Origin of the sequence: Streptomyces actuosus (assembly GCF_016921115.1) — a bacterium.
Taxonomy (GTDB): Bacteria; Actinomycetota; Actinomycetes; order Streptomycetales; family Streptomycetaceae; genus Streptomyces; species Streptomyces actuosus_A.
Map to the genome: position 1 here is coordinate 1 of NZ_JAFFZS010000072.1, position 9,600 is coordinate 9,600.

General features: G+C 68.9%; 5 protein-coding genes and 2 pseudogenes. All 7 read right to left on the minus strand.

Annotated elements, in window-relative coordinates:
* Nucleotides 1-104: 104 nt before the first annotated feature.
* The 7 genes and pseudogenes from JS756_RS35250 to JS756_RS35280 all read right to left on the minus strand — a co-directional run bounded on the left by JS756_RS35250 (nt 105) and on the right by JS756_RS35280 (nt 9,512).
* Entirely contained in the window at nt 105-1,973 is a 1,869-nt protein-coding gene (locus JS756_RS35250) for a hypothetical protein (protein ID WP_205387353.1), read from the minus strand.
* The gene (locus JS756_RS35255; protein WP_240204853.1) at nt 1,970-3,343 is read right to left on the minus strand and encodes a DUF2398 family protein; all 1,374 of its coding nucleotides are present in this window, start codon (nt 3,341-3,343) and stop codon (nt 1,970-1,972) included. The genes JS756_RS35250 and JS756_RS35255 overlap by 4 nt, the downstream gene beginning before the upstream one ends.
* Entirely contained in the window at nt 3,340-4,932 is a 1,593-nt protein-coding gene (locus JS756_RS35260) for a DUF2397 family protein (RefSeq protein WP_205387354.1), read from the minus strand. Before JS756_RS35260 ends, JS756_RS35255 begins: the two co-directional genes overlap by 4 nt.
* A gap of 626 nt (nt 4,933-5,558) precedes the next feature.
* Nucleotides 5,559-6,035 (minus strand): annotated as a pseudogene (locus JS756_RS35265) (transposase); the annotation flags it as partial.
* A gap of 7 nt (nt 6,036-6,042) precedes the next feature.
* Nucleotides 6,043-8,145 (minus strand): ISAzo13 family transposase, encoded by a 2,103-nt coding sequence (locus tag JS756_RS35270; RefSeq protein WP_205387355.1) that lies wholly within the window; start codon nt 8,143-8,145, stop codon nt 6,043-6,045.
* Nucleotides 8,146-8,200: 55 nt separating this feature from the next.
* Nucleotides 8,201-8,968, minus strand: a pseudogene (locus tag JS756_RS35275) (IS256 family transposase); the annotation flags it as partial.
* Nucleotides 8,969-8,996: 28 nt separating this feature from the next.
* Nucleotides 8,997-9,512 (minus strand): hypothetical protein, encoded by a 516-nt coding sequence (locus JS756_RS35280; protein WP_438817370.1) that lies wholly within the window; start codon nt 9,510-9,512, stop codon nt 8,997-8,999.
* Between the last annotated feature and the right edge of the window lie 88 nt (nt 9,513-9,600).

A 9,600-nucleotide genomic window follows, 5' to 3' on the forward strand; every position in this document is an offset into this window, starting at 1 on the left:
AGTCGTCGCGCACCTCGGCGACCATGCGCACCGCGCGACGGCGCAGCTCAAGCGGGTAACGGGAGGGTCGTGCCATGACTCAATCCTTTCACGGAATCGAGTCTCTACCTGACACGGGGCGGTTCAAGGTGCTGCTGGGCTGCGCTCTCGTGACTGGCGGCGAGGGTTTCGCCGATGCGCAGGGCTTGGTCGGCCCAGGTGTTGAGCTGGTCGCGGACCGCGGCGGGTTCTGCGTGGATGAGGGCCTCGACGTCGTCCGTGTCCCATACCGTCAGTTCGTCCCCGGCCAGGGGTGCTTCGTCGTGCAGGCCCCGCAGAGCGGGGTGTTCGGGTGCCCACCGGGTCAACTCGGCGAGTGCCTGGCGGGCGGCCGAGCGAGCCGCCGCGGTGGCGCGGTCATGGGCTTGGCTGGCTTCGTCGTAGGCGCTCTCGGCGCCGGCTGCTGTGCGGTGTGCGGTCTCGGCTGTCTTTTCGGCCGCCGCGACGGGGCCGTGGTCGCGTAGGACCAGTGTGGCCCGGTCGGCCGTGGATCGGTGTTCCTGGGCTCGGGTCCTCAACGTGGTGGCAAGCTGGTCGAGGCCTTCGCGGTCGTAGGTGAGGGTGATGCCCGGACCTGGATCGGCGATGCGGTCGGCGACCGGACGGGTGACGCGGGCCCGGGGGTGGTGGGCGAGCAGGGTCTCAAGGGCCACCGGCGGGGAACCGGCCGCCTCCGCGTCGGCCAGGGTGTCCTCGATGTCACCGATGGCGTCGTCGAGGGCGTCTCGGCCGGTCTTGGTCTGGGTGCGGGCCTGCTGGGCGGCGGTGTGCAGGCTGTCGTAGCTGCTGGATGCGGCGCGCTGTTCGGCGCGGAGCCGTTTACGCAGGTCCATGACGTGCCCGTGGGAGCGGTAGGCATCGCTGGTCTCGATGGCGCGGACGGCGGCCTGAGCCTTCTGGTGGGCGTTGTCGAGCCGTTGGACGTCGCCTGCGGCCTGATCGGCTTCGGCCTTCGCGCTCTCCAGCAGGCCGGTGCACTGCTGGACGCGGCGCTTGCGGGTGCTGGCGTCGTCGTGGGCGTGGCGTGCGGCGGTGTGGGCGGTGCGGGTGACGTCGACGGCGTGCCCGGTCCATACGCGGGCGAACTCCTCGAGGAGGGTGGCGGCGCGCTCGTCGCGTTCGAACGCCTCGCGGGTCGTGTCGGATTCGGCGAGGGCCTCGGCGGTGGCGGTGAGAACGTCCTCAGCCACGCCGGGCAGGGACTGGCGCAGTGCGTCGGCGGCTGCGGCCGGGGAGACGTCGCCCAGCAGGGTGGGATTGCGCACTTCCCGCAGCCGTGAAGCGAGAAGCCTCAGTTCGCCGGAGGTGGTGGACCAGATGCGGGCGGCCAGCTCTTCGATGTAGTCCTCGGGCTCGGCAAAGACCCGTCCGCCGACGGCCTCGACGCCGTCGGAGAACTCCTCATGCTCCAAGGCGCTGTTGTGGGGGCCGCGCAGCGCCAGGTCCTTCAGCGGCCGGCCCGGCACGGTGAAGGGAACGACCCTGACGGCGGGGGTGGAGCTGGGCGAGTACTGCAGCCGGACACCGAAGCTGACGACGCCGTCTGCCGCCCCGTCCGGCGTGTTCGGTGCCGGTTCGCCGGCCGGGGCTGCGAACGTCAGCCAAAGATAGCCGTAACGGCGGCCCTTGGCAGGGGCGCCTTCGCTCATCAGGAGTTTCAGGGTGGTGGGGCGTGCCTTGCCGGCGGCCAGTTTGGCTCCGTTCAGATCAAGCAGATAGGGCCACAAGGCTTCCAGAGCGGTGGTCTTGCCGGTCCCGTTGGGTCCGCGCAGCAGCAGCCGGCCCGATGCGGCAGGCAATTCCAGGTCGCCGTAGCGCCACACGTTCGACAGCCCGGCGCCGACCAGCCGCCAGCGGCCGCCGAAGCGGCCGGTGTTGCCTGACGGTGCGGGCGCCGGCGGCAGGGTGAAGTCGAGGTCGAAGATGCCACTCATGCAGGGTGTCCCTCCGGGTTCTTGTCGGTCTCGGTCGCGCTGAACAGGCCCTGCTGTACGGGGATATGGGGGCGCTGCGGTGTGGGTGTGCCGCGGCGTGAGCGAGTGCGGGCGGTTTTGGGCTGGGCGGTGCCTTCCTCCGCCCAACGGCCGGTGGTGGGGGCGAACCACCACATGAGCGTCGTCTCGCCATCAACCTGCGGGGTGGTGGGGGTCAACCGAGCCAGGTGGGTGCCCGTCAGCAGGTCGCGGACTTTAGCGACCAGTAGAAAGGGGTCTCGGACGTACTCGGTGCTCCAGCCGCCGCGGCCGGAGGTGTTGTCGGCGCCGAATGCCGTCAGTGCTGCCACCACCGCCTCCTCACTCAGGCTGCGCCAGCCCGGTCCGGGGGCGTTCTCAACGGCGCCGTGCAGGGCGGCATGGTCGAGGAGCAGCAGCGCGGCGTGGGCAATGGTTCCGGGTGCCGGAAAGGGCATCGGGCCGAGTTCGCTGAGGTGGCGAAGGGCGTCGTCAGGCACCACGAATGCGGCTCCCTCCGCGCGGCGTTCCAGTACGAGCCCGAACGCGTCGGCCAGCGGGCCGCCGTCGTCGCCGCGCACACGCTGGCTCAGCCACTGGGCCTCGGCATCGTCCAGTAGCGCGGTGTGTACACAGGTGTCGTCCACGAGCGCGCGGCGCATCCGGCGGGCGGCGTCCGGTTCGCGCTGTGCCTGTTCCAGCCATGCGTGGGGGTCGGCGGCCGGATCGAGGGTGCCGGGGTTGGCGATGACGTAGGCCAGCCGGGTGTGGTGGACGGCCAGCAGCACTGGTGCTTGTTCGTCGTGCAGGTAGCGGTCGAGGTCACCGTCGAGGCGTTCGATCACGCCGCGGTCGTCGAGCATGTGCAGGGCGGCCAGGATCGCCCGACGTTCCGTGATGTCGTGGTGGACGGGCAGTCCGGCCTCGGCAGCGGCAGCGTGGGCCTGGGTGACCAGGTGTCCCACGGCGGTACGCGGCGGCATCGACTCGGCGGCAGCCAGCAGCAGGAAGAACCAGGAGCAGGCGGCGGCATTCGGTCCCTGGTCGGCCCACGCCTGGGGGCGTGGTGGCGGGCTCTTGCGCAGGCGGACCAGGTCGCGTTCGACGATCAGGACCCATCCCAGCCGGGCGACGGCGGAGCGCAGCGCGTGCTCGTTGCGGCGTACCGCGGCAATAAGTTCGTCGTCGCGGCCGCCGATGAGCCAGCAGGTGGCCGCCAGGCGGCGCAGGAGTGCGGCTGCCTCGGCGTCGGCCTCGGGGCGCCATGCCCTGCGCCGCTGCTGAGAAGACGGGGATGCCGGATCCGGTGCGGACTCCTGCTCGTGTACGGGAACGTCCGTGTCCTCGCTCATGCTGCGCCCTCCTGCCGGGAGATGATGAAGGAGGTTTCGTTGTCGGACGTGCTCGGGCCGGTGTGCGGGGTGATGCGCAGTGTTGCGTGCGCCGAGATGTCGTCCGTCATCGTCGTTCCCGCGAGGGCGGCGAGGGCCGCGGCCGAAGGGCGCTGGCCGGGCCGATGGAAGAGCGGGATGCGTCCGGGCAGGAGCACCCTCCAGGTGGGGGCGTGCAGGATGCCGGTACCAGAGCCGGTGTGCACGAGCGTGCAGGCAAGACCCCCGCTCGTGCCGGTGCGGCGGGGCCCGGTTGCGGCGGCGCGCGCGGCGGCCATCAGGGCGGCAAGCGCGACCCGGGCGGCTGCCTCGTCCAACTGCTCGCCGGGAAGCGCGGCCAGGACCTCGGCGAGCGCCCTTTGGTGTCCGGCGTGGCGGCGTGCCCGGGCCTCGGCGACCTGGGCCTTGGCCACGGTGTCGTCGCGTGGTGCGGCGCCTCTGCCACGCGGCCCCGACCGGCCGGCGGTGCGCAGCAGTGTCGGCACCGGCACCTGCGGTCCGCCACGCCAGGACGGGTTGCGGCCCATGTCGTCCTCGTCGGCCTGGCCGTAGAGCTTGCGCCAGGAATGGTCGCCGACCGCGGCCTGGAAGATCTGCACCCCGATCTCCGGAGTCAGCACCGCCCGGGCCAGGGCCAAGGCGCGGCTACGGGTGGAGGCGGTGCCTGCCGAGGAGTGCAGCCGACGCAGGTTGGCGTGCATGCCTGGCAGCGCCCTCACCAGGCGCAGCGACAAACGTGCGGCCCGTCCGGTTCGGGCATCGAACCACACGCACAGTCCGTCCCAGTCCTCCGCGCGGCCGCCGCGGGAGGCGCTGAGGGCGCCCGCGGCGATGAGGTCACGGGCCTGGGAGGCATCGACGACCGCCTGGGCCAGCAGGCCGAACCACGGCCGCAGCACCGCGAGTGCTGCGGCGGCCTGTGCGGAGCCGGAGTCGAGTTCGACTGCCACGCGGGTGGCGTAGTCGACCAGAAGACCCTTGAGGTCGTTGGTGCGTTCCTCGTCCAGGTCGAACCGGTCGGCGAGACCGATCAGGGCATCCTCGGCACCCACCAGGGCAGCGTCGAGGTCGTCGTGGCTGGTGAACACAGAACTCACGGCATCCAGCACGGTAGCGTCGAGAAGGCTGGCATCGGGCTCGCCCACGCCCAGGGCTGCAGCGAGCTGCTCAAGGTGGGACACGATGCGGCTGAGCGACACGATCGGGATTTCCCGCACGGTGACCGTCCCCGCCAGGACCTGGCGGTAGAAACGCTGGACGTGCCTGCCCGCCGGGCTGGCGGTGTAGCGCCAGTTCCGGGGCAGAATCTCGGCGTACCGGCGCGCGTGACTGGTGTCCGACCGGAACGAAACCGCACCCATGTCTTTCAGCGCGTCCAGGCGCTTCTCCACCAAGCGTGCGTCCAAGCGCACTCCGGCAGCCACCAGTGCTGCCACGACCTCGGCAACCGTCAGGTCGGTCACCGACCCCTCCAGCACATCCATGATCGCGATGTAGTCGTTGGCTTCCGGCCGCACCAGGTATCCCACCACCTGACGCGCATCAGTCACGTCGTCAGCCAGGCCCAACTTCGGCTCTTCTGGCGTCACCACTCCCCCATCCACGGTGCCAAGGGCCGCATATCCGGACCTCGTTTTGGAAAGTAGCCGTCACCACTGACAGAGCCCCGGGAAATCCGCGAATTTAAGCGGTGCCCCCTGCCAAATATGACTCGAACACGCCGCCCGCCTCTCAGGCGAAATGGATCAAGCGCCGTTGACAGTCTCAGCTCGCTTCCCCCTCGTCAATTTTCGCACCTGACCTGCTTCGATGGTCGACTCGACTGGAAGAATGATCACGCAGAGCCCGGCTGCCAGGCGGGGGGCGTCACAGTCATCGCCACCTTCGGGACGCCGGATGAATTCGGCCATATCGGCCTGTGAAGCGCTGCTGACGCTAAACAACAGGACCGAGAGGCCACACCCCCGAGAATTCGACAGCGCGTTCGAGAATTCAAGGAGTTGACTCTTACGCGTGACTGCCGGGGAGGTCGCGCCCGGCATGCACGTCGAATCCTCCAGGCAACTGTCCTTGCTGGTCTCTCAGGGGTACTGACAACCTCCCATCGCCGGGCCGCGGCAAGAACACCTTCGTGCGGGACAGATGGCGTCCCGCTGGTTGGTGCAGCCGATCTTGGTCAGGGCGTGTTGGTGGTGTTCGGTAGCGCGGGGGCGCTGTCGGGGAGCTCGGCGGGGTAAAGCTGATCCATGCTTCCCTCGGGCAGGTAGCGGCGGGGGAAGGCGATCCATTCGTCGTGCAGTTCGAACAGGACGGCGGTGACCAGTCGCAGGAGCGCGTCGTCGTTGGGGAAGACCTGGACGACGTCGACGCGGCGCTTGACCTCGCGGTTGACCCGCTCCAGTGGATTGGTGGACTGAATCTTCTTCCAGTGGCGTTCGGGGAAGACCGCGAACGCGGTCAGGTCCTCCTTTGCTTCCAGGAGCATCGCCTTGACCTTGGGGAACTGGCCGCCGAGCATGTCGGCGACGGTGTCGAGTTGGGCACGGACAGTCTCGCCGCTGGGCTGGGCGAAGATCGTGCGGATCGTCGCGGCGACCATCTCGGCCGACTCCTTGCTGATCACGCCGAAGACATTGCGCAGGAAGTGAACCTGTACGTAATCAAGTTGCTGGTTGTGTCGGCGTGTTGGATTTCGTGGCAGTGCTGGCCAGGAGGGCTTCCACAGTGCGGTGCGTCACCGATGCCGGCGGGGAGGTGATTCCGTCCTCTTCCAGGAGAGGGCGGACGTCGCGGAAGGCGTTCGTGAGAGTGCCTCTGGTGATCTGAAAGAGCTCGGTGAGGACTCCTCCGGTGCAGACCTTTCGGTCCATGAGCACGGTGGCCAGGACGCGCTCAGAGTCGTTGATCTTTTGTCGGAACACCCCGGAGCGGGTTCCGGGCTGGCGGTGCCCGCCGCGCTGCGTGAAGCGCCGTCGTTCGACCAGCGCGGCCTGCCGTTTCGAGAGCCGGTCGATCAGGGCGTGGAGGTCGGTGCGGCTCATGCCGGTCAGTGCCGGGTCGGAGAGCTGTTCCGGGAGTGCGGGCCGGACTTCGGTGGGTGACATTCCGGTGTGCAGGAACGCCACCAGGTGGTCCGGCTTGGTGAACCGGACTGCGGAGAGACCGACAGAGGTACCGGTGTCGTCCAGCAGCCGTCGTGTGTCGCCGATGGCCTTGCTGATGGTGCGGTCGCTGAGCGCGAGCATGTAGTACAAGACCTTCTGGGAACAGACCTGCCGCAGGTAGAGCACGGTGATCAGCACCTTGTCGGGGCCGGTCAGCAGGGGGCGGCCGTGGTCGCCGGGTGCCTTGCGCCGTCGTCCGCCGCGGTGCTGGTAGCAGCGTTCTTCCCGCTGTGCGGCCTGCGCGGGAGCCAGCTGGTCGCTCAGCGCGGCCAACTCTTCCCGCGTCATCCCGGTCAGGAGCGGGTCGGCCAGCATCTCCAGGAACTGGGTGCGGGTCGTGTCCCCGGGCCTGCGAACCGATTCGTGCTCGCTGGGGGCCGGGCCGTCGGGGTGGATGGTGTAGTTCCAGGTTCCGCGCTCGGGGTGCTGCTCGATCGGGAGCGAGTCCAGGTACGCCTTGCTGACCGTAGTGCCTGTGGGATACGAGCCCGGGTCAAGTTCCGCTTCGACCTGTAGCCCGGTGCGGGTCCGCGTCGCGGCGATGGTCTTGACGACCACTTCGTGGCTGGTCAGCGGGCGGCCGCGCCAGTTCATTGCGATATGGGAGAACAAGCGGTGCTCGACCTTGTTCCATTTCGATGTGCCGGGAGGAAAGTGACACACCGTGACGGCCAGGCCCGTCTCGGCCGCGAAGGCGGCCAGTTCGGACTTCCAGACCCGGTAGCGGTAACTGTTGGAGCCACCCGCGTCCGCGGTGATCAGCAGACGGGTGGCGTGCGGGTAGTCATGGTGCCCGCGAGCCTGCCACCAGCGACGGATGGAGGCGACCGCGAAGGTGGAGGTGTCGTGGTCGACGCCGACGTTGACCCAGCCGGTATCGGCGGTCAGGTCGTAGATGCCGTAGGGGATGGCCGCATCGCCCTTCGGGCCGGTGAAGAAGCTGTGGTCCTCCACCTGGACCGGGTCGCCCTTCGGCCGCCACTGACGGCCCACGTTCGGCAGCTGGCCGAGCATCTCCTTCTTCTTCGTGTCCACGCTGATCACCGGCTCGCCGTCAGCCTGATGCTGCTTGACCTGCTCGTTGATGTATCGGAACTGGGCGTCTCGGTCCGGGTGTTGCTTGCCCTCCAGCGTCTTGGCCTGAGCCTGCAGGCTGAACCCGTTCTCCTTCAGCAGCCGGCCCACCGTCATCGCCGAGACGGGGTGACCCTGTCGGGTCAGTTCCTGGGCCAGGCTCCGCAGCGATTTCGTCGTCCAGCGCAGCGGCGACATCGGATCGCCTCGCTCGTCCGGCTCCACCAGCGCCATCAGCGCGGGAAGCACCCCGGAGTCGACCTCCTCGGCGCGCTTGCGTCCCCCGCCTGGCCTACGTACCCGCCCTTCGGAAAGCTCGAGTTCGCCGGACTCCAGCTCGAGGACGCCTCGGCGGACCGTCGTCTCACTCACCTTGGCGGCACGGGCGACGGCCCGGATCCCGCCATGACCGAGCAGCCGGGCCTCCGTCGCACACATCAACCGGCGCTGCCGCTCGTTCAGATGCGGCAGCAACACCTCGAATCGCACGGCGAGTTGGCCGCGCACCCCCTCCGAAAACGCCATACCAGATCAACGACGCCAGCAGACAGAAGCGACACCTTGTTTCTCTACGGCTTCAGTGAACACGACAACGCTGGTAGGCGGCCCCGAGCATGACCTTCCGGATGGCCTTGACCAGTCCCGAATGATGGTCGCCGATCACCAGGCGGACCCTGCTCAGGCCGCGTTCGCGCAGGTGACGCAGGAACTGGGTCCAGAACGCCTCGGTCTCGCTGTCGCCGACCATCACGCCCAGCACCTCGCGGCCGCCGTCCTCGGTGATCCCGGTGGCGATCACCACGGCCCGGGAGACGATCTGGTGCTCGACCCTGGCCTTGCAGTAGGTCGCGTCCAGGTACATGTACGGGAAGCGCACGTGGTCCAGGGGCCGGTTGCGGAACGCAGTCAGCTGGACGTCCAGGTCGCCGCAGATCCGGGAGACCTCGCTCTTGGAGATCCCGGTGTCCGCGCCGAGGACCTTGACCAGGTCGTCGACCGACCGGGTGGACACGCCGTGCACGTACGCCTCCATGATGACGGCGTACAGGGCCTGGTCGATCCGGCGCCGCCGCTCCAGCAGGCTCGGGAAGAAGCTGCCCGAGCGCAGCTTGGGGATGGCCAGGTCCAGGTCGCCGGCCTGGCTGGTCAGCGTCCGCTCCCGGTGGCCACTGCGGTAGGCGGTGCGGGTGTCGGTGTGCTCGTTCCACTCCGCACCGATCTTCGCACTCGCCTCGGCCTCGATCAGCTCCTGCAGCATCCGCTCGGCCACCGAGCGGACCAGTTCGAGGCCGTCCGCTGAACGTAGTGACTCAAGTAGGCGGAGTAAGTCATGCTGGGTCAGGGCCATCGTGCACCTCCCGGGCTGAACACGCCGTTTACCAGGGAGAATTGCACGGTGGCCCGCCTGATGAGCAGGGAGCGGAGCCTACGCGCGCATGCGCCCCCGGGCGTACGCCCTGACCAAGATCGGCTGCACCAACCAGCGGGACACCATCCGCGTCGTCCTGAGCCCGCCTCTTGGGCCGGAACCCGTAGGAGACCGGAAGGAAATCGGCCTCGAAAATGGGCTCCAGCACCAGCTTCAGCGCGGCCTGAACGGTCCGGTCGGCGACGGAAGGAATCCCGAGGCTTCTGACCTTCCCGGCCCCGCCGGGCTTGGGGATCTTGCGTTCCCTCACCGGAAGCGGCCGGAACGATCCGGACTTCAGATCCGCGCGCAGAGCGTCCAGGAACCCGGGCACCCCCGGGGCCGACTCGACATCGGCGACCGTCAGGCCGTCCACGCCGGCGGTCCGGGAACCCCGGTTGCCCGCGACCCGGTCGAACGCCACCATCAGCGTCGCCGGGTCGTGCAACACCGGTAGGCCGCTGGCGAGGTGTCGCGTTTCCACGGTCCTTTTCCAGCGGCCCCCGGTCCGAACCACGCGGGCACCTTTCGGTGCACGTAGCTCTCCAGTGACTACTCCGTTAATAGCGCGG

Excerpts from the sequence above, each read along its gene's own strand:
- JS756_RS35250 (WP_205387353.1), bottom strand. The coding sequence starts at position 1,973 with ATGAGTGGCATCTTCGACCTCGACTTCACCCTGCCGCCGGCGCCCGCA.
- JS756_RS35255 (WP_240204853.1), bottom strand. The coding sequence starts at position 3,343 with ATGAGCGAGGACACGGACGTTCCCGTACACGAGCAGGAGTCCGCACCG.
- JS756_RS35270 (WP_205387355.1), bottom strand. The coding sequence starts at position 8,145 with ATGGCGTTTTCGGAGGGGGTGCGCGGCCAACTCGCCGTGCGATTCGAG.